This window comes from Methylocystis sp., from assembly GCF_046349115.1.
In the GTDB taxonomy this organism is placed as follows: Bacteria; Pseudomonadota; Alphaproteobacteria; order Rhizobiales; family Beijerinckiaceae; genus Methylocystis.
This window is the reverse complement of the sequence record NZ_JAXMCX010000005.1, coordinates 80,427-106,954: the sequence shown is the minus strand read 5'-3', so window position 1 is coordinate 106,954 and position 26,528 is coordinate 80,427. Positions and strand designations below refer to the sequence as shown.

24 protein-coding genes are annotated in these 26,528 nt (G+C 63.8%); 19 read left to right on the top strand and 5 right to left on the bottom strand.

The annotated features are described in order from the left end of the window. Positions 1 to 8 precede the first annotated feature (8 nt). The 7 genes from dnaK (at position 9) to U1E20_RS13680 (ending at position 6,219) form a co-directional block, all read left to right on the top strand. Positions 9 to 1,904 carry a molecular chaperone DnaK gene (gene dnaK, locus U1E20_RS13710; protein ID WP_409981184.1) on the top strand — a complete coding sequence of 632 codons (1,896 nt, stop codon included), beginning with the start codon at positions 9 to 11 and terminating at the stop codon, positions 1,902 to 1,904. Positions 1,905 to 2,008: 104 nt separating this feature from the next. Next, the gene (gene dnaJ, locus U1E20_RS13705) at positions 2,009 to 3,136 is read left to right on the top strand and encodes a molecular chaperone DnaJ (protein ID WP_409981183.1); all 1,128 of its coding nucleotides are present in this window, start codon (positions 2,009 to 2,011) and stop codon (positions 3,134 to 3,136) included. A gap of 134 nt (positions 3,137 to 3,270) precedes the next feature. Next, the gene (locus U1E20_RS13700) at positions 3,271 to 3,696 is read left to right on the top strand and encodes a regulator (RefSeq protein ID WP_409981182.1); all 426 of its coding nucleotides are present in this window, start codon (positions 3,271 to 3,273) and stop codon (positions 3,694 to 3,696) included. A gap of 23 nt (positions 3,697 to 3,719) precedes the next feature. Then, positions 3,720 to 4,376 (top strand): pyridoxamine 5'-phosphate oxidase family protein, encoded by a 657-nt coding sequence (locus U1E20_RS13695; protein WP_409981181.1) that lies wholly within the window; start codon positions 3,720 to 3,722, stop codon positions 4,374 to 4,376. 285 nt (positions 4,377 to 4,661) lie between these two features. After that, positions 4,662 to 5,297: a class I SAM-dependent methyltransferase gene (locus tag U1E20_RS13690; RefSeq protein WP_409981180.1), complete on the top strand. Its 636-nt coding sequence runs from the start codon at positions 4,662 to 4,664 to the stop codon at positions 5,295 to 5,297. Continuing rightward, on the top strand, positions 5,294 to 5,998 hold the full coding sequence (pyrF, locus tag U1E20_RS13685; RefSeq protein WP_409981179.1) for an orotidine-5'-phosphate decarboxylase: 705 nt from the start codon (positions 5,294 to 5,296) through the stop codon (positions 5,996 to 5,998). Before U1E20_RS13690 ends, pyrF begins: the two co-directional genes overlap by 4 nt. Positions 5,999 to 6,012: 14 nt before the next feature. Further along, entirely contained in the window at positions 6,013 to 6,219 is a 207-nt protein-coding gene (locus U1E20_RS13680) for a ChaB family protein (protein ID WP_409981178.1), read from the top strand. A 206-nt stretch (positions 6,220 to 6,425) separates the two neighbouring features. On the opposite strand, the gene U1E20_RS13675 is transcribed toward U1E20_RS13680, so the two are convergent. Next, positions 6,426 to 8,078, bottom strand: coding sequence for a hypothetical protein (locus U1E20_RS13675; protein ID WP_409981177.1), 1,653 nt, complete (start codon positions 8,076 to 8,078; stop codon positions 6,426 to 6,428). Between the two features lie 402 nt (positions 8,079 to 8,480). Here U1E20_RS13675 and U1E20_RS13670 point away from each other — a divergent pair, with 402 nt between their 5' ends. The 4 genes from U1E20_RS13670 to hpnE are packed head-to-tail and all read left to right on the top strand — an operon-like array spanning position 8,481 to position 12,744. Then, complete coding sequence (locus U1E20_RS13670) at positions 8,481 to 9,701, top strand: glycosyltransferase (protein ID WP_409981176.1); 1,221 nt, start codon at positions 8,481 to 8,483, stop codon at positions 9,699 to 9,701. Positions 9,702 to 9,740: 39 nt separating this feature from the next. Further along, the gene (gene hpnC / locus U1E20_RS13665; RefSeq protein ID WP_409981175.1) at positions 9,741 to 10,628 is read left to right on the top strand and encodes a squalene synthase HpnC; all 888 of its coding nucleotides are present in this window, start codon (positions 9,741 to 9,743) and stop codon (positions 10,626 to 10,628) included. After that, positions 10,625 to 11,500 (top strand): presqualene diphosphate synthase HpnD, encoded by an 876-nt coding sequence (gene hpnD, locus U1E20_RS13660; protein WP_409981174.1) that lies wholly within the window; start codon positions 10,625 to 10,627, stop codon positions 11,498 to 11,500. The genes hpnC and hpnD overlap by 4 nt, the downstream gene beginning before the upstream one ends. Continuing rightward, positions 11,497 to 12,744, top strand: coding sequence for a hydroxysqualene dehydroxylase HpnE (gene hpnE, locus U1E20_RS13655; RefSeq protein WP_409981173.1), 1,248 nt, complete (start codon positions 11,497 to 11,499; stop codon positions 12,742 to 12,744). Before hpnD ends, hpnE begins: the two co-directional genes overlap by 4 nt. 136 nt (positions 12,745 to 12,880) lie before the next feature. Here the strand turns inward: hpnE and U1E20_RS13650 are convergent, their stop codons facing one another. Then, the gene (locus U1E20_RS13650; protein WP_409981172.1) at positions 12,881 to 13,522 is read right to left on the bottom strand and encodes a hypothetical protein; all 642 of its coding nucleotides are present in this window, start codon (positions 13,520 to 13,522) and stop codon (positions 12,881 to 12,883) included. A 253-nt stretch (positions 13,523 to 13,775) separates the two neighbouring features. Between U1E20_RS13650 and U1E20_RS13645 the strand changes: the two genes are divergently transcribed. Genes U1E20_RS13645 through U1E20_RS13635 form a run of 3 tightly spaced genes read left to right on the top strand, consistent with a single transcriptional unit; the run spans position 13,776 to position 16,810 of the window. After that, on the top strand, positions 13,776 to 14,069 hold the full coding sequence (locus tag U1E20_RS13645; RefSeq protein WP_409981171.1) for a helix-turn-helix domain-containing protein: 294 nt from the start codon (positions 13,776 to 13,778) through the stop codon (positions 14,067 to 14,069). 25 nt (positions 14,070 to 14,094) lie between these two features. Further along, positions 14,095 to 16,068, top strand: a complete 1,974-nt coding sequence (gene shc / locus U1E20_RS13640; protein ID WP_409981170.1) for a squalene--hopene cyclase — start codon at positions 14,095 to 14,097, stop codon at positions 16,066 to 16,068. A 10-nt stretch (positions 16,069 to 16,078) separates the two neighbouring features. After that, positions 16,079 to 16,810, top strand: a complete 732-nt coding sequence (locus U1E20_RS13635) for a phosphorylase (RefSeq protein WP_409981169.1) — start codon at positions 16,079 to 16,081, stop codon at positions 16,808 to 16,810. On the opposite strand, the gene hpnH is transcribed toward U1E20_RS13635, so the two are convergent. Next, the gene (hpnH, locus tag U1E20_RS13630; RefSeq protein ID WP_409981168.1) at positions 16,751 to 17,902 is read right to left on the bottom strand and encodes an adenosyl-hopene transferase HpnH; all 1,152 of its coding nucleotides are present in this window, start codon (positions 17,900 to 17,902) and stop codon (positions 16,751 to 16,753) included. The two genes, U1E20_RS13635 and hpnH, sit on opposite strands and share 60 nt — an antisense overlap. 326 nt (positions 17,903 to 18,228) lie before the next feature. Here hpnH and U1E20_RS13625 point away from each other — a divergent pair, with 326 nt between their 5' ends. Next, positions 18,229 to 20,433, top strand: a complete 2,205-nt coding sequence (locus U1E20_RS13625) for a hypothetical protein (protein WP_409981167.1) — start codon at positions 18,229 to 18,231, stop codon at positions 20,431 to 20,433. Between the two features lie 2 nt (positions 20,434 to 20,435). On the opposite strand, the gene U1E20_RS13620 is transcribed toward U1E20_RS13625, so the two are convergent. Then, positions 20,436 to 21,251 carry a hypothetical protein gene (locus U1E20_RS13620; RefSeq protein ID WP_409981166.1) on the bottom strand — a complete coding sequence of 272 codons (816 nt, stop codon included), beginning with the start codon at positions 21,249 to 21,251 and terminating at the stop codon, positions 20,436 to 20,438. Positions 21,252 to 21,326: 75 nt separating this feature from the next. After that, positions 21,327 to 22,304, bottom strand: coding sequence for a hypothetical protein (locus tag U1E20_RS13615; RefSeq protein WP_409981165.1), 978 nt, complete (start codon positions 22,302 to 22,304; stop codon positions 21,327 to 21,329). A gap of 100 nt (positions 22,305 to 22,404) precedes the next feature. On the opposite strand from U1E20_RS13615, the gene U1E20_RS13610 reads away from it, so the two are divergent. The 4 genes from U1E20_RS13610 (at position 22,405) to U1E20_RS13595 (ending at position 26,526) form a co-directional block, all read left to right on the top strand. Beyond that, complete coding sequence (locus U1E20_RS13610; RefSeq protein WP_409981295.1) at positions 22,405 to 23,307, top strand: 50S ribosomal protein L11 methyltransferase; 903 nt, start codon at positions 22,405 to 22,407, stop codon at positions 23,305 to 23,307. 105 nt (positions 23,308 to 23,412) lie between these two features. Further along, on the top strand, positions 23,413 to 25,227 hold the full coding sequence (locus U1E20_RS13605) for an aminopeptidase P family protein (RefSeq protein ID WP_409981164.1): 1,815 nt from the start codon (positions 23,413 to 23,415) through the stop codon (positions 25,225 to 25,227). Positions 25,228 to 25,293: 66 nt separating this feature from the next. Continuing rightward, positions 25,294 to 25,812 (top strand): hypothetical protein, encoded by a 519-nt coding sequence (locus U1E20_RS13600; protein WP_409981163.1) that lies wholly within the window; start codon positions 25,294 to 25,296, stop codon positions 25,810 to 25,812. A gap of 108 nt (positions 25,813 to 25,920) precedes the next feature. Beyond that, positions 25,921 to 26,526, top strand: a complete 606-nt coding sequence (locus U1E20_RS13595) for a phosphatase PAP2 family protein (protein WP_409981162.1) — start codon at positions 25,921 to 25,923, stop codon at positions 26,524 to 26,526. Positions 26,527 to 26,528 lie beyond the last annotated feature (2 nt).

Below are 26,528 nucleotides of genomic sequence, written 5' to 3'. Positions count from 1 at the left end.
ACATGCATATGGGTAAAATTATCGGCATCGACCTCGGCACGACCAATTCCTGCGTGGCCGTCATGGAAGGGTCGAGCCCCAAGGTGATTGAAAACGCCGAGGGCGCCAGGACGACGCCGTCGATCGTCGCCTTCACCGACGACGGCGAGCGCCTCGTCGGCCAACCCGCCAAACGTCAGGCGGTCACCAATCCCGACAAGACTTTCTTCGCCATCAAGCGGCTGATCGGCCGCACCTATGACGACCCGATGACCAAAAAGGACATCGGTCTCGTCCCATACAAGATCGTCAAGGCGAATAACGGCGACGCCTGGGTGGAGGCCGCCGGCAAGCAATATTCGCCGTCGCAGATTTCCGCCTTCATCCTGCAGAAGATGAAGGAGACGGCCGAGGCCTATCTCGGCCAGACCGTCACCCAGGCGGTCATCACCGTCCCCGCCTATTTCAACGACGCGCAGCGTCAGGCGACGAAGGACGCCGGCAAGATCGCCGGCCTCGAAGTGCTGCGCATCATCAACGAGCCGACGGCGGCGGCGCTCGCCTATGGCCTCGACAAGAAACAGTCGGGCACGATCGCGGTTTACGACCTTGGCGGCGGCACTTTCGACGTGTCGATTCTCGAGATCGGCGACGGCGTCTTCGAGGTGAAGTCGACGAATGGCGACACTTTCCTCGGCGGCGAGGATTTCGACATGCGCCTCGTCGAATATCTCGCGGGCGAGTTCAAGAAGGAACAGGGCATCGACCTCACCAAGGACAAGCTCGCCCTGCAGCGCCTCAAGGAAGCGGCGGAGAAGGCCAAGATCGAACTCTCGTCGGCGACGCAGACCGAGATCAACCTGCCCTACATCACCGCCGACGCCACCGGCCCGAAGCATCTGACGCTGAAGCTCACCCGCGCGAAATTCGAAGCGCTCGTCGACGACCTCATCCAGCGCACGGTCGAGCCCTGCCGCAAAGCCTTGAAGGACGCCGGACTGTCGGCGGCCGACATCGGCGAAGTGGTGCTCGTCGGCGGCATGACCCGCATGCCCAAAGTGCAGGAGGTGGTGAAGCAGTTCTTCGGCAAGGAGCCGCATAAGGGCGTCAACCCGGACGAAGTCGTCGCCATCGGCGCGGCGGTGCAGGCGGGCGTCCTGCAGGGCGATGTGAAGGACGTGCTGCTGCTCGACGTGACCCCGCTGTCGCTCGGCATCGAAACGCTCGGCGGCGTGTTCACCCGCCTCATCGACCGCAATACGACGATCCCGACCAAGAAGAGCCAGGTGTTCTCGACGGCCGAAGACAATCAGACGGCGGTCACCATCCGGGTGTTCCAGGGCGAGCGCGAGATGGCGGCGGACAATAAGCTCCTCGGCCAGTTCGATCTCGTCGGCATTCCGCCGGCGCCGCGCGGCATGCCGCAGGTCGAGGTGACCTTCGACATCGACGCCAATGGCATCGTCAATGTCACGGCGAAGGACAAGGCCACCAACAAGGAGCAGCAAATCCGGATCCAGGCTTCTGGCGGCCTCTCCGAGGGCGACATCGACAAGATGGTGAAGGACGCCGAGGCGCATGCCGCGGAGGACAAAATCCGCCGCGAACTCGTCGACGCCAAGAACCATGCCGAGGCCGCGATCCACGCCGCGGAGAAATCCGTCGCCGAATTCGGCGACAAGGTTTCTGGCGCCGACAAGAGCGCGATCGAAGCGGCGATCGTTGCGCTGAAGACCGCGATCGAGGGCGACAACGCCGAGACGATCAAGGCCAAGACCAATGAGCTGGCGCAGGCCTCGATGAAGCTCGGCGAGGCGATGTACAAGGCCCAGCAGGCCGAGGCCTCTAACCCCGGCACGACGGAGGCGCCCAAGGACGACGTGATCGACGCGGAGTTCAAGGACGTCGGCGACGACAAGAAGTAAGCCGGGACTGGCCATGGCCGTTCCGATGCGCTAGCGAAACGGGAACCCGGCGCAAATAACGCCGGGTTTCGTTGCGTTCGTCGCCGCACTCAGCAGAATTAAGCATGTCCAAACGCGACTATTACGAAGTTCTCGGCGTCACCCGCACCGTGACGGAAGTCGAACTGAAAATCGCCTTCCGCAAGTCGGCGATGGAGTGCCATCCCGATCGGCACCCCGGCGACAAGCAGGCGGAGGCGCGGTTCAAGGAATTGAACGAGGCCTATCAATGCCTGTGCGATCCCCAGAAGCGTGCCGCCTATGACCGTTTCGGCCATGCCGCCTTCGAGCAGGGCGGCGGGTTCGGCGGCTTTGGCGCCGGCGCTGGCGAGGGTTTCGGCGCCTCGATGGCCGATATTTTCGAGGATTTGTTCGGCGATGTGATGGGCCGGCGCGGTCGCTCCGGCGGCCGCGAGCGCGGCTCGGATCTGCGCTACAACATGGAGATCACCCTCGACGAGGCCTATCACGGCAAGAGCGCGTCGCTGAAAATTCCGACCTCGGCGACCTGCGAACCCTGCTCGGGGACGGGCGCCAAAAAAGGCTCCAAGCCCAAGACCTGCACGACCTGCAACGGCATGGGACGGGTGCGCGCCCAGCAGGGCTTTTTCGCGATCGAGCGGACATGCCCAGCCTGCCAGGGACGCGGCGAGATTATCGACAACCCCTGCCCCGCCTGCGCCGGCGCCGGACGCAAGACGATCGAGCGGTCGCTCTCGGTCAATGTCCCGCCGGGCGTCGAGGACGGCACGCGCATCAGGCTCGCCGGCGAGGGCGAGGCCGGCCTGCGGGGCGGGCCGGCCGGCGACCTCTACATCTTTCTGTCAGTGAAGCCGCATCCCTTCTTCCAGCGCGACGGCGCCGACCTCTATTGCCGCGTGCCGATCTCCATGGTGCGCGCGGCGCTCGGCGGCGAGATCAAGGTCCATGCGCTCGACGGCTCCGAGGTGAAGCTCAAAATACCCGAGGGCGCGCAGTCGGGACGCCAGATCAAAGCCAAGGGCAAGGGCATGCCGATCCTGCGCGGGCGCGAGCATGGCGATCTGCATGTGCAGATCAGCGTCGAGACGCCGCAAAAGCTCACCAAGCGCCAGAAGGAGCTCCTCGCCGAATTCGAGGAGGAATCCTCGCATGACACCCATCCCGAGGAGACCGGCTTTTTCGCGCGGATGAAGGATTTGTTCGGCGGGTAAAGCGAATTCCCCAATAGGCGCCGCTCGATCAAATGCGCAGGGCAATTTGCCCGAACGCTTTCGGGCGCGCTTCCCTGGCGCCGCGGCGTCGCCTTTCGGACAGTCCCGGCTGGCCCTTTCAGGGGAGAGCCGACATGCCGCATTTCGCTTTCGACGACACGAACATTCATTGGCGACGCCTCGATGGAATCGACCATCTCGCCTTTTCGATCCTCGACATCGACGCGACGAACCGCATCGCGCATGTGCTGTTCAAATTCGACGCGCAGCGTCAAATCATCCTGCATCGCCATCGCAGCCTGAACAAAACCTTCGTCATTCAGGGCGAGCATCGGTTGTATGAACCCGACGGCCGCCTGAAGGAAGCAAGGCCCTCCGGGCGCTACACGGTGAGCCCGCCCTCGGACGATCCGCACCGCGAAGGCGGCGGGGATCGCGACGTGATCGTGCTATTCACGATCTATGGCGACAATGATCCCGTCTATGAACTTCTCGACGATGCGCAAAACATTGTCGGCGTGCTGCGTTTCGATGATTTTGTCGCGCTGAGCGCGCAATAGGAACGCGGGGCCAGGAGGAGTTCATGTCCAATTATTACGGCGCGGCGCATCGCGCGCTTCAGGATGAATTCGACACGCGCCGCCTCGCCGATCTGATGGAAGGCGGCGTGATGCACGCCGAATTCGCGCCGCATGAAATCGACTTCATCCAGTCGCGCGACATGTTTTTTCTCGCCACCGTCGATCCATCGGGCCGGCCGACGGTCTCCTATAAGGGCGGCGCGACAGGCTTTGTGCGCGTCACCGCGCCGAGCGCGCTGATCTTCCCCTGGTACGACGGCAATGGCATGTTCTATTCCGCCGGCAATCTCGTCGAGACGGCGAGCGTCGGACTGCTGTTCATCGACTTTTTGAGGCCGAACCGCTTGCGCGTGCAGGGCGCGGCGGCGATCTCGCGCGACCCGGCGCTTCTTGCCGCCTATCCCGGCGCGCAATTTCTTGTCAGCGTTTCGGTCGAGAGCGTCTGGGTCAACTGCCCGCGCTATATCCACGCCTATCAGAAAATCGCGGATTCGAAATATCTGCCGAATTCGGCCGGGGACGCGCCGCTGCCGGGCTGGAAGCGGCTCAATCTCGCCCAGGAGGCGTTGACGCCCAAGGACCGCGCCGCCGTCGACGCCGCCGGTGGCGTCATCGATATGGACGCCTATGGCGAACTTGTCGCCAAGGGCGAAGGATAGGCGCGCCAGGGCAATCGGGTGAAGGGCTTCCTCGTCCTTCGAGACGCGTGCTGCGCACGCTCCTCAGGATAAGGAAGCCCTTCACCCGATCGCCCTGGTAGGCGCGCGCTTAAGTCATTCTATAAACCCCCGACGGGTCGTGGCGCGACGGGCGGATCGGTCGCAGCCAAGCCTCCGGCGCGCCGCATTGTTTTCGGCGCGCGGCTCTCCTATCATCCGACAAAACGGCCCCCGACAGCGGGGGCCGTTTGCGCGTTTCATCGCGCCGCTTCGGGAGGGGGGTCCGTGCCGCATAGATCGCAAAAAGCCGGCGGTCGCGTAAATCTGGTGGATAACGCGCGCTTCATCCGTCAATGGATCGAAAACCCCCGCCTCATCGGCGCCGTCTCGCCGTCCGGCCGCGCGCTGGCCAAGACGATGGCGGGCTTCGTCGAACCGAAACAAGACGGGCACATTGTCGAACTTGGTCCCGGCACCGGGCCGGTGACGCAGGCGCTCCTCGCCCGCGGCATTGCGCCCGAGCGTCTGGTGCTCGTCGAATTCGAGACGCGGTTCTGCCATTTGCTCGCCGAGCGCTTTCCCGGCGTCAACATCGTCCAGGGCGACGCCTATGGCCTGAAGGCGACGCTCGACGGCAAGCTTCCCGGCAAGGTCGCGACCGTCGTGTCGAGTCTGCCGCTGCTGAACCGGCCGGAGCGCGACCGCGTCGAATTGCTGAACCAGGCTTTCGAGCTGATGGGCGACGACGGGCTGTTCATCCAATTCACTTACGGCCTGACCAAATCGCCGATGCCGATGCACGCCCATGGCGTCAAGGGCGCCTATGTCGGCAAGGGATCGCCGCCGATCGTGCTCAATATTCCGCCGGCGCGGGTCTGGCGCTACCGCAAGGCCGGCCATGCCGGAAAGCCCAGGGCGTGAAGGCGCGCGAGCGCCTCATCGTCGCGCTCGACGTGGAAAGCGTCGCGAAGGCGCGCGCGCTGGTCGCGGCGCTCGGCGAGACGGTTTCCTTCTTCAAGATCGGCATGGAGCTCGCCTATGCGCCGGGCGGCTTCGATTTCGCGCTCCAATTGAAGGCGTCCGGCAAGCGCGTCTTCCTCGATCTGAAGCTGCATGACATCGGCGCCACCGTCGAGCGCGCGGCCCGGCAGATCGCGCGCCTCGGCGTCGACTTTCTCACCATCCACGCCTTTCCCCAGACGATGGCGGCGGCGCGCCAGGGAGCGTCCGACGGCGCGGCGGAAGGCGCGCTGAAGCTGCTCGCGGTGACGGTGATGACCTCCTATGACGACGCCGATCTCGCGGAGGCGGGTTACGCCTGCGGCGTCGCGGACCTCGTCGCCCGACGCGCCCTTCAGGCAAAGGCGGCGCGGGTCGACGGCCTCATCCTGTCGCCGCTGGAGCTTGCCGCCATTCGCCCGATCGTCGGCCCGGACATGCTGCTGGTGACGCCGGGGGTGAGGCCGGCGGGGGCCGATTCCGGCGACCAGAAGCGGGTGATGACGCCGGGAGAGGCGATCGCCGCCTCGGCGGACTATATTGTCGTCGGACGGCCGATCGCGCGCGCGGCAGATCCCGCAGCGGCGGCCGAGGCCATCGCCCGCGAGATCGCCGACGCCTGACCAAAGGTCGCGGCATGCCCTACGCCAGCAATGCCGACCTGCCCGAAAATCTCCAGCGCCTCCTGCCCGATCATGCGCAGGACATTTATCGCGAGGCGTTCAACCACGCCTTCGACGCCCATCGCGGCGACCCTCGCCAGGAAGAAGCGGCGCATCGCATCGCCTGGGCGGCGGTCAAGCGAAGCTACGTCAAGACGGCGGCGGGGTGGCAGAGGCGATAGCGCCGCGCAAATGCTCGAAGGCCGCTCTGGGTCTTGGGTCGATTTGAATTCCGCAAAGCGCCAAGACGCGGACGTTCGGCAGCCATGACGGAACTTCATCGGCGCGAGACGCGAGGCACCGCTATAGATGGGAGTCACCGCGTCGGATGCGCTCAGCTACAACGTGAGCGCGGGAACGATTCAGAGACTTGAAAATGTGCGCATATTCAATCGAGAGCTAACACCACTCTCGGCACTTCTTTGCGGGTCCTGTCACTAAAAGTCTTTACGAGTTGATGCTTTTCGGGGTCATAAGTCACGGAGCCCTGCAAGCAAGCTTGTGCCACGTTCGGATGATCAGCCAGCAACGTCTTATAGTTTTTCTTTGTCCAATTTATCACGCAGACGCGCAACGCGTAATCTTCGCGATTGAGTGTTTCACGCCGGTCGCCCGGCGTTAACCCCAGGACATGAAGGCAAAAGCCAAGATAACGAGCGCCTACGAAATTGCCGTAATTTTGCATAATTTCGCTATAGATCAAGCGACGCACTTTAAATCTAAGTACAGAATATGTATAGCTTCCTCCTCGAAATGAGACCAAAATATCCCACGCGATGTTATGTTGCACGTTCCAGCAAATAAACGATGCAACATCGACGGTTGCCGCCTCGAAAATAAGCTTCAAGATGGCATGGGCCATAGCGTCATAAATATCGTGATACGTTTCTTTTCTCAGTCTAAGACAGCGCGCTTTGATACCACTTTTATCAAGCAGGATGATGGCTTCTTTTAGAAAATCAGCAACTGCCTGAAAACGTGCGTATTCCGCCGACTTCCATCCATCATCTGCTAAGTTATTAACTTTATAGATTCCGCTGGCGCAGCTCTCCATAGTACCAAGGAGCCGCGCAAAAGCGCAAGAGTGCATTTGATGATGATATTTTTCGAGGTACGCGCTAAAGAAAACTAGACCAGCCCGTTTGAAACCTTCCATTTGGATGGCATCGAGGGTGCCTATTATCGAATAATGCAACTCCAAGGGTGAGGCGCTATTCGTAGCGCAGCGCTCGACCAGCTCGTACGATCCAAAAACGGCGCTGGTGATTGGTTTTGTATAGCCAAAATACCCAGAATCATAGCCGCTGTCCTCTTGGTAGAACGCAGAATCTGTATTGACGATGAACTCTTCGCCGACATTGCGGGAGAATTGGGCGAAGGGAGCCTCTGGATGTTTGGCTGCGAGCGCGAAGCATCGAATTGCAAAAGCCGGATCACGATCAACAATGAGATTGCAGAAGCGCCTATCGGCTAGCGCCAACAGCAGATCATGGGCACAAGCTTGCTCAACGGTCGGCTTTGACGCGTCGTTGTGATAATTGATTTGCGAAGCCAGACGAAAAATATCTTCCATTGCGGGACCCAGCTCTTCCGCTATTGCCTGGAGCCGATCCTTATTACCTTGATGAATCAAGCGAGTTGTTGCTCTAAAAAATTGCTCTGCGTTTGCGCGGCGGAGCTGCACCCTTCGGAGAAAACATACCGAAACAATATAGATTATGAGAGCAAGAAAAACAGCGGCCAACATAAGCTTGATGTTGCTATAGTGATTGAGGAAACGGGGAATGGGGAACGAATTTTGAAACCATAATTCGGTTATCATGAGAACGATAGCTATCGCGACGACGATCCGAATCGCAACTTTTTGAATATCGAAGCGGGTAACGTAAAGTCGATAGCGATAACGAAAATCTGACACGTTAAATACGACTACAAGTAAGGCCAGCGTCGAGAGAAATTGCGCCAAACCGAAAACACTTGATGAATCCGATGTTGCCGGTTCGAGTTGAAACCCGCTCCAATTCCGAATGACGTCATTCACGTTTGAAAATGTGCTCGTAAAAAACCTTACGGTCGTCGAACTAATCATATCGAAGTTACTCATTTCGTCCGTTATCGCGTGAAGGGTTCGGCATTAAACGTTTCTCAGCATATCATTTGGGCTCGATTTTGCGATGATCCCAGGCAGCGATCGACTTCGGTAGCAAAATGGACCTTGCAAAAGATAGAGGTTCGCAATCTTGTGTACAAAATGAAGCCGTGAGAGTTTTAGCAATTCCGACGGGTTGTGATGATCGGGTGGTTTTGGGCAATATTCATCTCGAACTGAAAGGCCGCGTTGGCTCACAAACTGAAATTCAAACTGACCCACCGCCCCGCTCTGGTCCAGCTGAGATGCGAATGTTAGAAGGCGATCTGCGTCGAATCCTCACCCCGATTCGCCATGCTCGCGACATTCGTCTCCATCATTGGGCTGTTCGCTTGGCTCTATCTCATTGGGCTGCGCGGCGCCTTTTGGCGGTTGACCGAACATGACCGGAACCTCGGCGGACATGACGCCGCCGCTCCGGCCACTTCCGTCGTCGCGATTGTTCCGGCCCGCAACGAAGCCGACGTCATCGAAAAGAGCCTGGCGTCGCTGTTTGCGCAACAGTTCCACGGGCGCTTCGACATCATTCTCGTCGACGACGAGAGCGACGACGGCACCGCCGAAGTCGCGCGCCGCTGCGCCGCCGCGCAGGACGCCGCCGACCGCCTGACCATTCTCTCGTCGCGCGGGCCTGACGCCGGCTGGACCGGAAAGCTCGCGGCGATGCAGCGCGGATTCGATCATCTGCAAAGCCTGCCGCTCGAGCCCGACTTCGTGCTGTTCTGCGACGCGGACATCGAATTTTCGCCGCCCGTGCTGGCGCGTCTCGTTTCGGGCGCGAAGGCGCGGGGCGCCGTCCTCACTTCGCTGATGGTCAAGCTGCGCTGCGAAAGCGTCGCCGAGCGCTGGCTGGTGCCGGCCTTCATTTTCTTCTTCCAGAAGCTCTATCCGTTCCGCCACATCAATGACCCCGACCATTCGGCGGCGGGCGCGGCGGGCGGCGTGATGCTGTTGTGTCCCGAGGCGCTCGCGGCGGCGGGCGGCTTTCGCGCCATTCGCGGCGCGCTCATCGACGATTGCGCGCTGGGCGCGCTGATGAAGGCGCAGGGGCCGATCTGGCTCGGCCTGACCGAGGACGTCCACAGCCTGCGCGCCTATCCGCGCCTCGCCGACATTTCCCGAATGGTCGTGCGCTCGGCCTACGCCCAGCTCAGCTATTCGCCCTGGCGTCTCGCCGGGGCGCTGTTCGGCATGGCGGCCGCCTATCTCGCGCCGCCCTATCTGGCGTTTTTCGGCGAATCGCCGGCCCGCGAGACGGCGCTCGTCTCCTGGCTGTTAATGGCGCAGTGTTATATGCCGACCCTGCGCTTTTATGGCCTGTCGCGGTTGCGCGCCTTTGCTTTGCCAGGCGTCGCGGCATGCTATACGTGGTTCACGGTTGAATCGGCCTGGCGGCACTTACGGGGCCGCGGCGGCGAGTGGAAGGGCCGCTATCAGGCGCCGCGCGCGCAAAAGGCGGCGCAGCGATTCGAATCGTCCGACGAGATCGAGGCGAGCCGCGAAATCGAGGTTTGAGGGCGCGCGAGCGCCGTGGAGCGGCAAAACGGCGTCATCATGGACATTGGGCGGACGAGTTCGGGAAAGACCCATCGCGACGAAAATTTTCCCGTCGCCTCCTTTCTGATCGCGCCGCGCCATCGCGCCCCGATCCTCGCCTTCTATGATTTCGTTCGCGCCGCCGACGACATTTCCGATCATCCGACGCTAGAAGCACAAGAAAAGCTCGATCTTCTCGACGCGCTCGACGGCGCGCTGATGGGAAAATCTGAAGCGGATACGCCGGTCGCGCGCCGGTTGCGCGACACATGCGAAGAACGGGGCCTTGATCCGCAGCACGCGCGCGACCTGATCACCGCCTTCAAGCGCGACGTGACGCAATTGCGCTATCGCGACTGGGACGATCTCGTCGACTACTGCCGCTATTCGGCGATGCCCGTCGGACGCTTCGTCTGCGACGTTCATGGCGAGGATCGCGGCCGGGTCTGGGCGGCGAATGACGCGCTCTGCGCCGCGCTGCAGGTGATCAATCATCTGCAGGATTGCGGCAAGGATTACCGCGACCTCGACCGGGTATATCTGACTCAGGATACGCTCGAAGCGCATGGCGCCGCAGTCGACATGCTGGCGCAGGAGAAGGCGCCGCCGCAATTGCTCGCGGTGATCCGCGAGCTGAACGAGAAGACCGCGCGTCTTCTCGTTCAGTCGCGCCCCTTCGCCGATCTGATCGACGACGCGCGCCTCGCCATGGAGGTCGGCGCCATCCAAACGCTCGCCGAACATCTCGTGGCGCGCCTCGCCGTCGCCGATCCGCTCGCCGACAAGGTCCATGACGGCAAGCTTGGCTTCGCCGCGAAGGGCGCGATCGGCGCGATCGGCGCGCTGCTTCGGCGCCTTTCGCGTCCCCGCGCGGCTTCGCCGGCCATCCCGGGAACGCGCCAATGACGATGGACGCGCTTGCCGATTCGACGACGCTGCGCACCCGCGCGATCGCCACCAAAAGCTCCTTCTATCTCGCGATGCGCATCCTGGAGCCAGAGCGCCGCGACGCGATGTTCGCGATCTACGCCTTCTGCCGCGCGGTCGACGACATCGCCGATGATGAAGGCGACCGCGCCCTTCGGCGCGCCGCGCTCGACCAATGGCGCGCCGACCTCGATGAGCTCTACGCCGGCCGCATCCGCGCGCGCGTCAGCTTTCTTTCCGAGCCTGTCCGCCGTTTCAGGCTCGACCGCGCCGATTTCGAATCGGTGATCGACGGCATGGCGATGGACGTTAACGAGGATATTTGCGCGCCGGAGTGGGAAAAGCTCGAACTCTATTGCGATCGGGTCGCGAGCGCCGTCGGACGACTGTCGGTGCGCGCTTTCGGCCTCACGGAAGACGAACCGGGCGGCGATTGCGACTTGCCGACCGGCCCGAAACTGCTTGCCTATCACCTCGGCCGCGCCTTGCAGCTCACCAATATTTTGCGCGACCTCGACGAGGACGCCGCGCGCGGACGTCTCTATCTGCCCCGCGAGGCGCTTGAGGGCGCCGGCGTGACGAGCTTCGCGCCGCATGCCGTCCTCTCGCATCCTTCGCTTGACGAGGTTTGCGCGCCGGTCGTGGCGCGCGCGCGCGAACATTTTGATCAGGCCGATCTGGTGATGGCCGGCCTGCCGAAGCGCGCAGTGAAGGCGCCCTATCTGATGGCCGCCGGCTATCGCTCGATCCTCGACGGTCTCGCCACGCGCGGCTTTTCGCCGCCGCGCGCGCCGGTGCGGGCGTCGCGCCTCAAGCTGATCAGCGCCTTCCTGCGACACGCCTTCACGTGAGCGAAACCATTCATGTCGTCGGCGCGGGCCTCGCCGGGCTCGCCTGCGCGCTGCGCCTTGCCGACGCCGGCCGCCGCGTCGCGCTCTATGAGGCGGCGCGCATGGCCGGCGGACGCTGCCGCTCCTATTTCGACCCTTCGCTCGGCCTGACGATTGACAATGGCAATCATCTGCTGCTCTCCGGCAACAAAGCGGCGCGCGATTACGCGAAGCGCATCGGCGCGAGCGACGCGCTTGTCGGCCCAGACGAATGCGCCTTCGACTTTCTCGACGCGCGCACGGGCGAACGCTGGCGGCTGCGTCCCAACGCCTCGCGCGTTCCCTGGTGGATATTCGTCGCCAACCGCCGCGTCCCCGGCGCCGGACCGCTCGCCTATCTCGACGCCGGCAGGCTGCTCTTCGCCAAGGACGGCGCGACGATCGGCGAAACCATGCGTTGCAAGGGCCCGCTGTGGGAAAGGCTTTGGCGCCCGGTGTTGCTCTCAGCTTTGAACACCGAGCCCGAAGAGGCGTCGGCCAAGCTCGCCGGCGCCGTGCTGCGCGAGACGCTCGCTGCGGGCGGCGCCGCCTGTCGGCCAATGGTGGCGAAAGGCGGTCTCGGCGACGCTTTGATCGAGCCGGCGTTGCGCACGCTTCGCACGAGAGGCGTCGAGCCGCGCTTCGGCGCGCGTCTGCGTGAGATCGTCTTCGAAGCATCGCGCGTCGCCGCGCTGCATTTTGGCGATCGCGACGTGACGCTTGAACAAGGCGACGCTGTGGTTCTGGCGGCGCCGCCCTGGATTGCGCAGGAGCTTATTCCCGGTCTCGTCGCGCCGGACGATTTTCGCGCGATCGTCAACGCACATTTCAAGATCCTGCCGCCGCCTGATCAGCCGCTGCTGCTCGGCATGATCGGCACGCTCACCGAATGGCTGTTTTCATTCGACGACCGCCTCTCAGTGACGATCAGCGGCGCCGACCGCTTGATCGACGATGCGCGCGAAGCGCTTGCGACAAAAATTTGGGCGGAAGTCGCAGCCGCGACGGGACGGCCGGCAGGACCGCTCCCGCCCTGGCAGATCGTGAAGGAAAAGCGCGCGACCTTCGCCGCCACGCCGGCGCAGGAAAAGCGCCGACCCGACGCCAAAACAGCGTGGGACAATCTCTGGCTCGCCGGCGACTGGACGAATACCGGCCTGCCGGCGACGATCGAAGGCTCGATACGCTCGGGCTATAGAGCGGCGGATTTGATTGGCGCGCTATAGAAGAACGCAGTCGTCATTGCGTGGCGCGAAAGCGATGAAGCAATCCAGCGGCGGCCCTTCGGCTCTGGATTGCTTCGCTTCGCTCGCAATGACGCGACCTGTCGGCGCGGCGCGGTCTTTGCCGCCCGCCCGCTCGTCAGAATTGCGCGACCTTCTTTTGCAGGTCGGCGATCAAAGCCGAGGCTTTTTCGACGACAGCGGCAAGCTGCTTCTTTGCGGCCGGCAGTCCTGTGGTCGAGAGATAGTCCAGCGTCTTCTTCGAAGCCTCTTCGGCGTGCTTGCGCGCGACCGGGAGATATTCGACGAATTTCGCGGCGAGGCGCTCGATCTCGCGCTGCGCCTTCTTGGTCATCGGATGCGCCTTCAGCGCCTCGAACTTGCCCTTGAAGTCAATGCTCGCGAGATAGGCCAGCGTCGCCTTCGACCCCGCCTCGGCATAATATCGCGCGACCGGGAGAAATTCGACAAAGCTCACGGCGCCGCGCTTCGCCGCGTCGAGAGCGGTCTGCGTCACCGCATTCGCCTTCAGCAGAGCGTAGACTCTGGCGTTCAGCGCGCGCAATTCGCCTTCGAGCTGATAAATCTTGTATTCCTGCTGCCTCGACTCATTGACGGCGCGCGCATGCAGCGCGCCGACGCGCTCCATCTCCGTCGTGACGCGCGCCAGCTCCGTCTCGAGCGCGCCGACATGATCCTTGATGGCGTCAACCATCTCAAACGAAAACTTGCCGGCCGCGAGATCGGCCAATGCCTGTTTGCCTTCGGGTTTCGTAACCATGCCTATCCCTCCAAGCTGCTCGAAGGACCATCGGCGGCGGATGGTTAAAACTTCGTTTCCACGGCGCGAAAATCGCTAGCTTTTCCAATAATTGCACAAAGTGCTGTCAAGCATGTGACCCTTCATCCGCGCAAACCAGGCCCATCTCCTTGCCGCGGCGATCGCCGCGCCAGGAGCGACTTGACGATATAGTCAATTCACTATAGCCAATGCGCTCGGCGCGACCGTCAGGCGCCTTTCTACAAGCCAAATCATGATCGAAGATCTGCCTGCCGCTCAAGCGGCGCTCGCCGACGACCACTTCTTGAAGGCGCAGCTCGTTCGCAAGATCGACGCGCTCCTAAAGGAACGCGGGTTGAAACAGGTGCAGGCCGCCGAACTCTTCGGCGTGAAGCAGCCGGACGTATCGAAACTGCTGCATGGCGACTTCCGGCAATTCTCGCTGGAGCGGCTGCTGCGTTTTCTCGTCGCGCTCGGACAGGATGTCGAAATCGTCGTGAAGCCGCACCGCCATTCGGCTAAAGCCGCGACGCTCAGCGTCGCCTGAACGCAAATATCAAAGGGAATTTGCAATGAACGTCGCCGCGCGCATTGACGATCATTTCACCGCCGTTCCGACTGAAGCGCTCGATACGAGCATCCAAAACGCCAAGGGCGCGCTGCTCTCGCTTCGCAAAGGCGACGGACATTTCTGCTTTGAACTCGAAGCCGACACTACGATCCCCGCCGAATATGTGCTGATGCGCCATTACCGCGCCGAGCCGGTCGACGCCGAACTCGAAGGAAAGATCGGCGTCTATCTGCGCCGCTGCCAGGGCGATCACGGCGGCTGGCCGCTTTTTCAGGACGGGCGCTTCAATATCAGCGCCAGCGTCAAGGCTTATTTCGCCTTGAAGATGATCGGCGACGACATCGACGCGCCACATATGGCGCGCGCGCGCGAAGCGATTCTCGCCTATGGCGGCGCGGCGAAGAGCAATGTCTTTACCCGCGCGCTGCTGGCGCTTTACGGCGAAATTCCCTGGCGCGGCGTGCCGGTGATGCCGATCGAAATCATGCTGCTGCCGAAGTGGTTTCCCTTCCACCTCGACAAGATTTCCTACTGGGGCCGCACGGTTCTCGTGCCGCTCCTGGTGCTGATGACGAAGAAGCCGCGCGCGAAGAATCCGAAGGACATTCACATCGCCGAACTTTTCACGACGCCGCCGGAAGAGGTGAAGGTCTGGCCGAAGGGCGAACACCAGACCTGGCCCTGGGCGCATATTTTCGGCGAAGTCGACAGGATGCTGCGCTTGATCGAGCCGCATATGCCCAGGGCGACGCGCGAGCGCTCGATCGAACTTGCCGAGACATGGACCACCGAGCGCCTCAATGGCGTCGACGGACTCGGCGCGATCTTCCCCGCCATGGTCAACAGCCTGCTGATGTATGACGCGCTCGGCGTCGCCGACGACGACAGGCGCAAGAGACTGGCGCGCGAGTCGATCGAGCGACTGCTCGTCGTCAGCGAAACCGAAGCCTATTGCCAGCCCTGCGTCTCGCCGGTGTGGGACACATGTCTGACGGCGCATGCGCTGATTGAAACCGGCGACGATGACGCCCGCGAAGCCGCAAGCGCCGCCTGCGAATGGCTCGCGCCCTTGCAAGTGCTCGACGTGAAGGGCGACTGGGCGGCGCAGCGGCCCGAGCTTCGGCCCGGCGGTTGGGCGTTCCAATACGCCAACGCCCATTATCCCGACGTCGACGACACGGCGGTTGTCGTCACGGCGATGGATCGGCTGACCGCGAATGATGCGTCCCGCCCCTATGACGAGCGCATCGCCCGCGCCAAGGAATGGATCGTCGGCATGCAGTCGAAGAACGGCGGTTGGGGCGCCTTCGACGCCGACAACACCTACCACTATCTCAACCACATCCCCTTCGCCGATCACGGCGCGCTGCTCGATCCGCCGACGGCGGATGTTTCGGCGCGCTGCGTCTCGATGCTGGCGCAGCTCGGCGACACGATCGACACAAGCGACTGTCTCAAGCGCGGCGTCGATTATCTGATCAAGGAGCAGGAAAAGGACGGCAGCTGGTTCGGCCGCTGGGGCGCGAATTACATCTACGGCGCGTGGTCGACGCTCTGCGCGCTCAACGCCGCCGGCCTGCCGCATGATCACGACGCCTATCGCCGCGCCGTCGACTGGCTCGCCGCGATTCAGAACGACGACGGCGGCTGGGGTGAGGACCTCTCAAGCTACAAGCTCGATTACAAGGGCTATGAGCAGGCGCCGTCGACCGCCTCGCAAACCGCCTGGGCGCTGCTCGGTCTGATGGCGGCGGGCGAGGTCGATCATCCGGCGGTCGCAAGGGGAATCGCCTATCTTCAAGCGACGCAGAATGAGGCCGGCCTGTGGAACGAGGCGCGATTCACCGCGACGGGTTTTCCGCGTGTCTTCTATTTGCGCTACCATGGCTATGGAAAATTTTTCCCGCTCTGGGCGCTCGCGCGCTATCGCAATTTGCGACGCGCCAACAGCAAGCTCGTGCAGGTCGGGCTTTAGCTGAGGAGCGATGGCGAGCGATCATAGCCGCAGTAGGACAGCCAGGCTCGACGCCCTTGCGCCGATCCTCGTCGTCGTCGGCATGAAGCGCGAAGCCGCTTGTGCAGCGGGGGAAGGCGTCACGACGCTGTGCAGCGGCGCGGATGCGGCGCACTTGCGGCGCCAACTCGACGCGCTTGACGGGACTGACTTCTCCGCGGTCGTTAGCTTCGGACTCGCCGGCGGCCTCGACCATGCGCTGCGGCCCGGCCATGTCGTGGTGGCGGACGCCATCGTTTCCGGAGACGCCCGGCGCGATACGCATTCGCGTCTCTCGTCGGCGCTGACGAAGGGCGCTGGCGCCGCAGGCTGCAACGTCTCACGCGGGGCCATCGTCGGCGTCGACGCGCCGGCGATGCACCCTGGTGCCAAGGCGGCGCTGCGCGAGCATGCGCAAGCGGTCGCCGTCGATATGGAATCGCATCTCGCCGAAGAATTCGCGCGAAGCCGCAATGTCCCCTTCGTCGCGCTGCGCGCGATCAGCGATCCCGCGGCGCGGGCGCTGCCGCCGCTCGTCGCCAAGGCGCTGACGCCCGAAGGCGACATCCATGCTTGGGGGGTCGCGCGCGAACTCATCCGCGGGCCGCATCAGCTTGGCGGCATGATCCGCGCCGGCCTCGACTCGCGCGCCGCCTTCGTCTCGCTAGGCCGCTGTGGACCTCTGCTCGGCCCGCTGCTGCGCCTCATGCTCGCGCAGCTCTGAGAGCTTGGCGACATTCTCGTCGAAGACATATTCGGCCGGACGCTGATTCTCGAGCGAAATATCCGGCGCCATCGGGTCTTCAGTGCGCACGCCAAAGAGCGCGACCGCGGCCGCCCGCCAGGGACGGCGGACCGAATCGGCGACGGCGGTGGCCTCAAAGCCACAATGGACCATGCAGTCGGCGCATTTTTCGTAATTGCCGACGCCGTAGGAGTCCCAATTGGTCTCCTCCATCAGCTGTTTGAAGGTCGGCACATAGCCCTCGCCAAGCAAATAGCAGGGACGCTGCCAGCCGAACACGGTGCGCAGCGGCATGCCCCAGGGCGTGCAGCGGTAGCTGACATTGCCGGCGAGAAAATTGAGAAACAGCCCCGACTGCGTGAAGTCCCATGCCTTGCCGCCCTTGCCGCGACGCAAAATGGCGCGGAACAGCTCCTTGGTGCGCGTGCGGTTGAGGAAGTGCGTCTGATCCGGCGCGCGCTCATAGGCGTAGCCGGGCGAAACGGTCATGCCGTCGACGCCGAGCGTCATCGTGGCGTCCAGAAACTTGGCGACGCGCTCCGGATTGGCGTCGGAGAAGAAAGTGCTGTTGGTGGTGACGCGGAAGCCCTTCGACTTGGCGAGCTTGATCGCCTCGACGGCGCGATCATAGACGCCGTCCTGGCAGACGGCGCGGTCATGCATCTCTTTGTCGCCGTCGAGATGAATCGACCAGGTGAAATAGGGGCTCGGCTTGAAGAGGTCGATCTTCTTTGCAAGCAGCAGGGCGTTGGTGCAGACGATCGCGAATTTCTTGCGCGCGGTGATCCCTTCGACGATCTCCGGCAGGTCCTTGTGCAGGAGCGGCTCGCCGCCGGCGAGCACGACGACCGGCGCGCCGCATTCATCGACCGAGCGCAACGCGTCCTCGACCGACAGCCGCTTGTTGAGAATGTGATCCGGATAATCGATCTTGCCGCAGCCGGCGCAGGCGAGATTGCAGCGAAACAGCGGCTCCATCATCAGCACCAGCGGATAGCGCTTGACGCCCTTAAGCTGTTGCTTGACGAGATATGCGCCGATTTTCGCTATGTAGCGGAACGGAATGGCCACGTCTGACCCCTTGGAATTCTGACGGGTTCAAGGCCCGACAGCGCGAGTCGCGGCCGAACGGCCCAGCCGCAGACGGTTAAACTCGGGCTCTAGCACGAATCAGCGAGCGAGGGAAAGCTCGGCGCTGGGGCGCTCGAATCTCGCGGCCGACCGACGCCCCGCCGCGCGCCAGGCGACTACGCTTTCGCGGCGGCGTAATGAGCGCCGCGCCCTTGCGCCGGAGCGCAAATCCGTCTCAATTCGCCTGCAGATTCGGCAATGGATATTTCCTCAAGGGGAGCGGACATGCGCGGCCGGACGGTTCCAGCCTCAAGAGCGCCTGCGCGATGACGGCCTCCCAGCAGCAGGCCCGTGCGCCCGATTCGCCGACGCCGCGACGCGGCTATGGTTTTTTCGACGGGCTCGCGTCGCCGCTCGTCCGGCTGTGGCGCGGCGATCTCAATCTCGGCCGGGTTGGCATGGCTGCCGCTTTACCGGTCCTCGCCTGGGTCTTCTATACGACCTCGTCTGGCATGATCGACATCATGCAAAAGGAGCCCGGCGACGTCATCGGCATCGCCGGCACGCTGATCGCCACGACCGCGGTCCTCACCATGCTCGCGGCGACGTCCTGGTCGCTCGGCGTCGATCTCGCCGCGCTTATCGCCCGGCGGCGGATGGCGCGCGAACGTGTAATCATCAAGACCGCCGTGACGGCGGCGGTCTTCGTCTTCGTCTTCTCGATCTCCGCCTTTTTCTCGTTCACCTTCTACTACAACAATATTTTCAAGCTCTCTTCCCGCAAGATCGTCGCCGAGATCCAGCCGATGGAGCTTGCGACCGAAGTGATCCTGCCGGCGACAAAGGAAATCGCCGCCGCCTATGACGCCGCCTCGTCGCGCATCGCCGAGACCCCAAGCTACAAGACATATCTCGCGTCGATCGACGGACTCATCGACACCGCGCGTCAGGCGGGGCCGGCGCTGCGCGACTCGATTCGCAAGCGCCAGGAAGCGCAGCAGGCGGTGATCGCGCAGGCCGCGAGCCAGGCGGCGGCGGAGATGGAAAGCGCCCAGGCGGCGATGCGCCAGCTCGAGGACGCAAGGCGCGAGATCGAAGCGCTCGAACGCAGCATCGCCGAACTCGACGCCGTGGTGAAAGCCAAACAGGATGAGATGGCGTCGGCGACAGCCACTGTGCGCCAGGAAGAACAGCTCGCCGTCGACGCCGAGCACGGTCTCGACGGCTTGGGCGCATCCTGCGGACCGAACTGCCGCGGGCATCGCGACAAGGCGGCGGAAGCCATGAAGCGCGTCACGGCGCTGCGTCAGACGCTCGCCGGCCCGACCAATGAACGCGCCAACGCCGTGAAGCGGCGCGACGCGCTCGCAGCTCAAACGATCACGCTGAAACAGAAGGCCGAGGCCGCGAGCGCCGCCTCGGCGCGGCCGACGCCAAAAAGCGAAGCCGCGCTCGATCTCGACGCGACGGTGCGCGATCTTTCCGCGCTGCGCGACCAGCTGCGCATGGATCCGAGATGGCGCACGGTGCGCGAAGCGAAGCCGCTGTGCGAACCGATTTTCGCGGCGGCGCGCCAATCAAACGCCCTGCCGGCAAGCGTGCCGCAGGACTTTTCCTGCGAGCCGCAGGGCGAAGCCCGCGATCTCCTCTCGGCGCGCGACGAAACCCTCGCCGCGCGCGCCGCCTTCGACCAAAAATGCGGGCTCGAAACCGGGCTGCGGGACGAGCTTTCGGCGATCGTCGCCAAAATCCGCGCCGCGCCGGCGTCGGATCGGGCCGCCGCCGCCAATGGCTTTAATGAAGCGAAAACGCTGATCGACGCCTGCGTCGTCTCCGGCAAGGCCGCCGGCCTCTCGGAGGACGAGGTGCGCGCACTGTTGAAGAAAAGCGACGCCTATCTGCGCACGCATAGTTCCGAGCGCAATAAATTCGAACTGGCGCGCGAAGCCTTCTGGAGCTTCACGCCGGATTCGACCATGGCGATCTGCGTCGCCATGGCGCAGGACGCGTTTCTGTTCATCATGAAATTCCTGTCGGAAATTTTTAAGCGCAGCTATGACGCGCGCGAACGGCGCCAGTTCGCCGCGCCGATCGATCTGTCCGACGACGAGGACCAGCCGACCGACGTGCGCGCGATGAAGGCGATCCTGCGCGCCGCCCGTCCGGTTCATGGCGACATGAGCGAGATCGCGCCCGAGACGGAAGCGATTTCGGCGCTGCCGCCGAATGTGCATGACAATGTCGTCGCCATCCTAAATCGGCTGGTGCGCGACGAAATCGCCCATGTCGACCGCAAGGGCGCCTATCTCGTCGATAATGTCACGATCGCGCAGATCGAAGCGCGGCTCTTCTCGGCGCTGAAGCCGCGCGCCGCCCGCGCCATGCATTACGGCGCCGACGGCGCAGCGAATGGTCCGCGCGCCTATTATGCCGACGCCGGCGCCGCGCATCTTCCACGCCGGCGCTGCGGCGCGCTGGAACGCTATCTCAACGCCGAGCCGGCGCCGATCGACAGGCGTCCGTCAGCGTAACATCAGGCGGCGGCGGTGGTCCGCGCGGCCGCGCGAAGCGACGGCAGGTAGCGCAGGCAAAGGCCCTGCGATTCGTGCCGTAAGCCGGAGACGACGCTGATCTCGCGCCAGCGCGGATAGCTCGCGGGCAGGAATTGCAGCGCCAGTCCGACGGCCCGAAGAAACGCCGCCTCGCTCGCGAAATGGTCGGCGCCGAAAGTCAGCGTCGCGTCTTCCCCAGTTTCGGCGCCGCGCGCGAGAAATTCGAGAACAGGCGCCGCCCAGCTCGACTTTTCCAGCGCGTCCTCAAGCGCGCCCCAGACATCCTGCGGATCGAGCTGGCGCACGAGATAGCGCGCCGGCTCGGCGCTGAAGCGGATTTGCTCGGCTTCGCTCGCGAGGTCCGGCAGCGCCTCGAGTTCGGACCCCGCCATGGCCAGCAACGCCGCCGGATGTCGCCGCCAGTCGGAAGCGGCGACGCTCCATATGGCGCTCTGCTGATAGAGCCGCCCATGGCCGCCCTCGCCGTCCTCGGGACGGAACCGGGCGCGCAAGAAGATCGCGCGGCGCGAATCCGGCTCCGGCGAAACGCGCGCGAGAAGGGCGCCGCGCCGGCTCAGGACCGGATCGACGAGGTCGGGTTCGAAACGGCGAAGCGCCATCAGCCGCGGCGGCGACAGCAGCCGGTCGTCGGACGAAAGCAGATTGCGGCTGCGCAAGGTCACGCCATAGCCCGCCGCCGCCGGAACGCTCAGCGACGCGCCGGAGGCGAGCTTGCCGTAATGCAGCCGTTCGAGAGAAATTTCGGCCGTGTCGTCGCCGATCGGCGCCTGGCGCATCGCTTGTCCTTTCGCGGGGAAAGCCGGCGATCACCCTATGCGCAGAGCCTTAAGCAAAAATTGACGACATTCGATTCACGCGATCTCCTCCTGGCGCGCGTCGAGCTGCGCGTAGGAGAAGGTGAAGGCGCTGTCGTGGCCGAGCGCCGCGTAAAGAAACGGCTCGGCGGTGAGAAACGGCCGCCAATATTCATTATAGGCGCGGGCGCCTTCGAGGCCGGCGCGGCGAAACCGCCGCTCGCCGGGCTGATGCGGATCAAGATTGGGGTTTTGAAAGCGCTTCACGAAGCCATAGGCCGAGCACACCGTAAAGCGCACCGAGACGCCGCCGGTCGGCGTCTCCAGGGCGCGCAGCCGATCGAGCCATTGCGCGCCGCGCAGCGATTTGCGCAACACATGCAGCGCCACCGCGGGATCGCAGGCGTAGGTGAAGGCGCTCGGCCCGAGCCGCGCGAACAGCCGCTCATATTGCGAGAAGACCACGACGAGTCGCTTCAGCTTCTTTTCCGGCGCGAGCGCCAGCCGGTCGATCAGCCGCGAGAGATTGCCGGACCAGCCGGAATCCTCTAACCGCACCAGCGGCAGAACGATGACGATCGCCTCCGAATCGAGCATTTGCTTCGCGAGCTTCGCCTTGACGTCGTTCAAAATCGCGACTTCGGCGCCGTCCGGCGGCACCGCGATCTCGCCCGCCGAGTCGATAATCTCTAGCAGCCAGGGTCCGCGCAGCACGACCGCAGGCGGCGCCTCGCCATTCACCGTCAGGCGGAAACGATATTCATAAGTGTCGAGCGTGTCGGTCGCGACCCCGCCCTCGGTGAATTCCCCTCGCAGCCGCTCATAGTCGCCCTGTTCGACCGTGAGCAGATCGGCCTTCTTCGGCTCGGCGCTCTCGGCGTAGAATTCGGTTTCGGTGACTGGCTGCAGCGCCGGGCGCAGACGCGGCGAATAGCCGAAGGCGCTCTGCGCGACGCAATCGACGAGCGAGGCGAGCAGCGACGACTTGCCGCCATTCTTGGGGCCGATGAGACAGATCGACAGTCTTTCGGTCATTCGCGCCTTCAGTTCAAAATGCCGCCGCTGACGCGACAATATAGGTGGGGCGCGTCCGGCGAAAGGTGACGGGCGCGGCGCCCCCGTGCTAAGCGCGCTGATGCTCGAAGGCCTGCCGCCCAACAACGCCAGCCATATGCTGCGCCTCGATTGCGACGAAAAGCGCGCCCGCGCCGTCGCCGACCTGATCGTCGAGACATTCGATCCGACCGAAACCGCCGCCGCCGCCTTCGAACTGGACGGCGGGCCGCTCTGGTCGGTCGAGGTCTATTTCGCCGACGCCCCCGACGAGGCGCTGATTCTGGCGCTGATCGAATCAGCCGCCGGCGCCGAAATCGCGCGGTCCGCGCGCTTCTCGACCATCGCCGAGCAGGATTGGGTCGAGAACGCGCTTGCCGGCCTCGCGCCGGTGCGCGCCGGCCGGGTGCTGGTCCATGGCGCGCATGACCGAGGCCGGCGGCGCGCCAACGACATCGGCGTCGAAATCGAGGCGGCGCTCGCCTTCGGCACCGGCCATCACGGCACCACGCTCGGCTGCTTGAAGGCGCTCGATCGAATCGCCAAGCGCCGGCGCCCGGCGCGCATTCTCGATGTCGGAACCGGCACCGGGGTGCTGGCGATCGCCAGCGCGCTGATCTTCCGTCAGCGCGTCGCCTGCGGTGACATCGACCCAATCGCTGTCGCGACGGCGCGCGCCAACGCCAGCGTCAATGGCGCCGGCCCCTATGTTCGCCCGGTCGTCGCGACGGGGCTGCGCCACCCCGCGCTGCAAGGCCGATACGCTCTGATCTTCGCCAATATTCTGGCGAAGCCTTTGCGCCTGCTCGCGCCGCAGATCGCCGGCGCCGCCGCGCCCGGCGCCGAGCTCGTGCTCTCGGGATTGCTGGCGCGCGACGTGCGCGGCGTGCTCGACGCCTATCGCGCCCAGGGATTTTTCCTCGCCGAACGGAGCGACATCGACGGCTGGGCGACGCTGGTTCTGCGGCGCGGCGGGCGCAGATAGCGCCCCCTCCCCAACCCTCTCCCGCGAAGCGGGGGAGGGTTGGGGAGGGGGAAAGTTGAAACGCGAAGCATTGCCCCTGGCGCGCGACGTGCATAGGTTGTGCGCATGTTCGAAGCAAAATTTCAGACTTTCGTCGACGACGCCACGCCCGGCGATAGCGCGGCGCGGCTAAAGGCCCTACGCGCAGAACTCAAGCGCCAAGCGCTCGACGGCTTTCTCGTGCCGCGCGCCGACGCCCATCAGAACGAATATGTGCCCAGATGCGCCGAGCGGCTCGCTTGGCTCACCGGCTTTACCGGCTCGGCCGGCTTCGCCGTCGTGCTGGAGAAGCAGGCGGCGATTTTCGTCGACGGCCGCTATGTGATCCAGGTGCGCGGGGAGATCGACGGAAAGCTCTTCAAGCCGCTCGACATCGCCGAGACGACGCCGGCGAAATGGCTCGGCGATCATGCGCGTCCCGGCGCGCGCATCGGCTATGACCCATGGGTGCACGCCAGCGCCCAGATCGAGCGCTTTACGAAGGCGCTCGCCGAAAAGAAGATCGAACTCGTCCCGCTCGACATTAATCCGATCGACGCGCTGTGGACCGATCGTCCCGGAGAGCCGAAAGGCGCGGTGACCATCCATCCCGCGCGTTACGCCGGCGAGAGCGCCAATTCGAAAATCAGGAAGCTGCGCGCGGCGCTGAACGACGCCGACGCCGCGCTGATGTCCGATCCGCATGCGATTTGCTGGGCCTTCAACATTCGCGGCGCCGACGTCGCGCATACGCCGATCGCGCTGTGCTTCGCCATGCTGCCGAAGGAAGGCGCGCCGACGCTTTATATCGACGACGCGAAGCTCGCGCCGAAGACCCGCGCTGCGCTTGAAAAATTCCTGAAGCTGAAAGCGCCCGAAGCGCTGATCGACGATCTCGTTGAGGCCGGTAAGAGCGGCGCGACGATTCTCTTCGATTCGGCGACGGCGCCGGCGAAGCTCGTCGAGGCCCTGCGCGCCGCGGGCGGCAAGCCGCGCGTCAATGACGATCCGGCGGCGCTGCCCAAGGCAATCAAGAATGAAGCGGAGCTCGCCGGGGCCCGCGCGGCGCATATTCGCGACGGCGCGGCGCTGACGCGCTTTCTCGCCTGGTTTTCGGAAGCCGCGCCCAAAGGCGGGCTGACCGAAATTTCCGCCGCGGAAGCGCTCGAAACCTTCCGCCGCGAGAATGGCGATCTGCGCGACATTTCCTTTCCGACGATTTCCGCCTTTAGCGAACATTCGGCGATCCCGCATTATCGCGTCACCGAGAAGAGCAATCTCAAAATCAGCCGCGGCGTCTATCTCGTCGATTCCGGCGCGCAATATCTCGACGGCACCACCGACGTGACGCGCACAATGGTCGTCGGCCCGGCGTCGAAACAATTGCGCGACCATTTCACCCGCGTGCTCAAGGGTCATATCGCGATCGCCCGCGCCGTGTTTCCAAAAGGCGTTTCGGGCGCGCAGTTAGATGCCTTCGCGCGTCGCGCGTTATGGGAGGCGGGACTCGACTTCGATCATGGCACGGGGCATGGCGTCGGCGCCTATCTTTCCGTGCATGAAGGGCCGCAGCGCATCTCCAAGCTCGGGACGACGCCGCTGCAGCCGGGCATGATTCTCTCGAACGAACCCGGCTATTACCGCGCCGGCGACTATGGCATCAGGCTCGAAAATCTTGTGATTGTCGAGAAGCGCGAGATCAAGGGCGCCGAGCGCGAGATGTACGGCTTCGAGACGATCACGCTGGCGCCTTTCGATCTGAATTGCGTCGAGCCGACATTGCTGGCGCCGGAGGAAATCGATTGGCTCAACGCCTATCACGCGCAAGTGCGCAAGACGCTGTCGCCGCTCGTCGACGCCAAGACGCGCAAATGGCTGCGCGAGGCGACGAGAGCATTGTGACATTTTGGAAGAAGCCAGCTTCGACCTATTGATTCTGAATAGGCCGGTCGCTCAGAGAAGAAACTCATGAGCCTTGACGCCGAACCCACTCCGAACGACGCCATCGCCGCTTTGGCCGGCGAGGCCTTCGCCAAGGCCGTCACCACGCTGGCGCGCGGACATATGCTGACGCCCTTCGGCGTGGCGCGGTCCGAGGCCGGCGTCGACCGGCCCCAGCAGTTCGTCGTCACCGACGCGGGCAAGATCAATGTCGCCGAGAGCGTCGAAGCCGCGCTGCAATGGCTGGAGGATGAAGCGACAAACGCCGACATCTGTATGATCGTCCTCGACGGTTATTTCAGCGATGACGATGAGCGCATCGACGCGGTGGTCGGCCGCGCGGTGTCATTGAAACGGCATTTGATGGTCGAAATCGCGCTGCCTTATGAAAGCGCCGAAGACGACGAAGGTTTCGAGTTCTCGGACCCACAATATCGCTTCTCCGGCGTCGCCGAAGATGGCGCGGAGATTGAAAGGGTCAACGTCAACGCTGAGGCCTTCGACGCGGTCTTTCGCAACGCCTTCGCCAAACACGCGCCCGCTTAGCGCCGTCACCAAAACATCGCATAAGCGTCACACAAGCTCTATCCTACCGTCATCGAAACGCAGCCTCCGCGTCGCGAAACCGCAGCGTCCGTCGCGTAGCCTTGCGTCATGGCGTTCACATCGGACCAGCTGGCGAAGCTGACGCGAGACGCGTCGTCGGAGCCGCAAACACTCGCCGCCGCCACATGGGGTCAGCGCCTCGTCGAACTTGACCTCGCGGCGGTTCATCTCTTCTCGCGAACGGCGCGTTCGGCGCTCGGCAAATTCCTCGCGGTCGCGATCAGCAAGCTCGGCAACGGCTGGATCTATCTCATCCTCGCGCCGATCGTGCTCATCGGCCTTGGCTGGCAGGGAACGCATGTCGCGGCCCTCGCGGGTCTGAACGCGGCGCTCTTGCATATGCTCTATCCGCTCATCAAGCGGCGGTTCGGACGCAAGCGGCCCTTCCATACCGATCCGCGACTGCCCTCGCTGCTGCGCACGCTCGATGACCATTCATTCCCCAGCGGCCATGCGATGACGCTGACCGGCGTGCTCGCGCCGATCGTCATTGCCTGGCCGTCGGCGACGCTGTCGGCGGGCGTTCTCCTGGCGTCGATGGCCTGGTCGCGAATCGCCACCGCGCATCACTATCCAAGCGACGTCGCCGCCGGCGTCGCGCTCGGCGCGGCGCTGTCCTATCCGCTGGCGAGCGGCGTGCTTGCCTATTGGTAAGG

Excerpts from the sequence above, each read along its gene's own strand:
- U1E20_RS13610 (WP_409981295.1), top strand. The coding sequence starts at position 22,405 with ATGCTCGAAGGCCTGCCGCCCAACAACGCCAGCCATATGCTGCGCCTC.
- U1E20_RS13680 (WP_409981178.1), top strand. The coding sequence starts at position 6,013 with ATGCCCTACGCCAGCAATGCCGACCTGCCCGAAAATCTCCAGCGCCTC.
- U1E20_RS13605 (WP_409981164.1), top strand. The coding sequence starts at position 23,413 with ATGTTCGAAGCAAAATTTCAGACTTTCGTCGACGACGCCACGCCCGGC.
- dnaK (WP_409981184.1), top strand. The coding sequence starts at position 9 with ATGGGTAAAATTATCGGCATCGACCTCGGCACGACCAATTCCTGCGTG.
- U1E20_RS13600 (WP_409981163.1), top strand. The coding sequence starts at position 25,294 with ATGAGCCTTGACGCCGAACCCACTCCGAACGACGCCATCGCCGCTTTG.
- U1E20_RS13625 (WP_409981167.1), top strand. The coding sequence starts at position 18,229 with ATGACGGCCTCCCAGCAGCAGGCCCGTGCGCCCGATTCGCCGACGCCG.
- shc (WP_409981170.1), top strand. The coding sequence starts at position 14,095 with ATGAACGTCGCCGCGCGCATTGACGATCATTTCACCGCCGTTCCGACT.
- U1E20_RS13645 (WP_409981171.1), top strand. The coding sequence starts at position 13,776 with ATGATCGAAGATCTGCCTGCCGCTCAAGCGGCGCTCGCCGACGACCAC.
- U1E20_RS13700 (WP_409981182.1), top strand. The coding sequence starts at position 3,271 with ATGCCGCATTTCGCTTTCGACGACACGAACATTCATTGGCGACGCCTC.
- U1E20_RS13620 (WP_409981166.1), bottom strand. The coding sequence starts at position 21,251 with ATGCGCCAGGCGCCGATCGGCGACGACACGGCCGAAATTTCTCTCGAA.
- hpnC (WP_409981175.1), top strand. The coding sequence starts at position 9,741 with ATGGACATTGGGCGGACGAGTTCGGGAAAGACCCATCGCGACGAAAAT.
- U1E20_RS13695 (WP_409981181.1), top strand. The coding sequence starts at position 3,720 with ATGTCCAATTATTACGGCGCGGCGCATCGCGCGCTTCAGGATGAATTC.
- U1E20_RS13650 (WP_409981172.1), bottom strand. The coding sequence starts at position 13,522 with ATGGTTACGAAACCCGAAGGCAAACAGGCATTGGCCGATCTCGCGGCC.
- dnaJ (WP_409981183.1), top strand. The coding sequence starts at position 2,009 with ATGTCCAAACGCGACTATTACGAAGTTCTCGGCGTCACCCGCACCGTG.
- U1E20_RS13670 (WP_409981176.1), top strand. The coding sequence starts at position 8,481 with ATGCTCGCGACATTCGTCTCCATCATTGGGCTGTTCGCTTGGCTCTAT.
- U1E20_RS13635 (WP_409981169.1), top strand. The coding sequence starts at position 16,079 with ATGGCGAGCGATCATAGCCGCAGTAGGACAGCCAGGCTCGACGCCCTT.
- U1E20_RS13595 (WP_409981162.1), top strand. The coding sequence starts at position 25,921 with ATGGCGTTCACATCGGACCAGCTGGCGAAGCTGACGCGAGACGCGTCG.
- U1E20_RS13615 (WP_409981165.1), bottom strand. The coding sequence starts at position 22,304 with ATGACCGAAAGACTGTCGATCTGTCTCATCGGCCCCAAGAATGGCGGC.
- hpnD (WP_409981174.1), top strand. The coding sequence starts at position 10,625 with ATGACGATGGACGCGCTTGCCGATTCGACGACGCTGCGCACCCGCGCG.